Below are 255 nucleotides of genomic sequence, written 5' to 3'. Positions count from 1 at the left end.
CCGAAATAAAAGGCATTTTCTCTATGAAGGAAAAGAACCCTTTTGGGAAGCCTTTGAAACGTTCTTACAGAATAATTATGCGTATGATCCTACCCAAACCTTGCTTATTATTAATGGCGATGGAGCATGCTGGATAACGGCATGTCGGGAGTATTTTCGGGAACGCGCCTTTTTCACCATGGACCGTTTTCATGTCGCTCGTTCGATGAAGCAACTAATGAAGAGCCATCCTCGATACCGCTACATGAAAAGAGC

The 255-nt window shown here is 43.5% G+C and carries 1 protein-coding gene; it reads left to right on the top strand.

Annotated elements, in window-relative coordinates:
• Window positions 1-255: UPF0236 family transposase-like protein (locus QQZ16_RS04000; protein WP_284561130.1), on the top strand; the 255-nt coding region annotated here is incomplete at both ends.

Source organism: Bacillus sp. T2.9-1 (assembly GCF_950097965.1).
GTDB lineage: Bacteria > Bacillota > Bacilli > Bacillales > Cytobacillaceae > Niallia > Niallia hominis.
The sequence above is the reverse complement of the archived record's forward strand: the minus strand, read 5'-3'. Positions and strand labels throughout refer to the sequence as shown.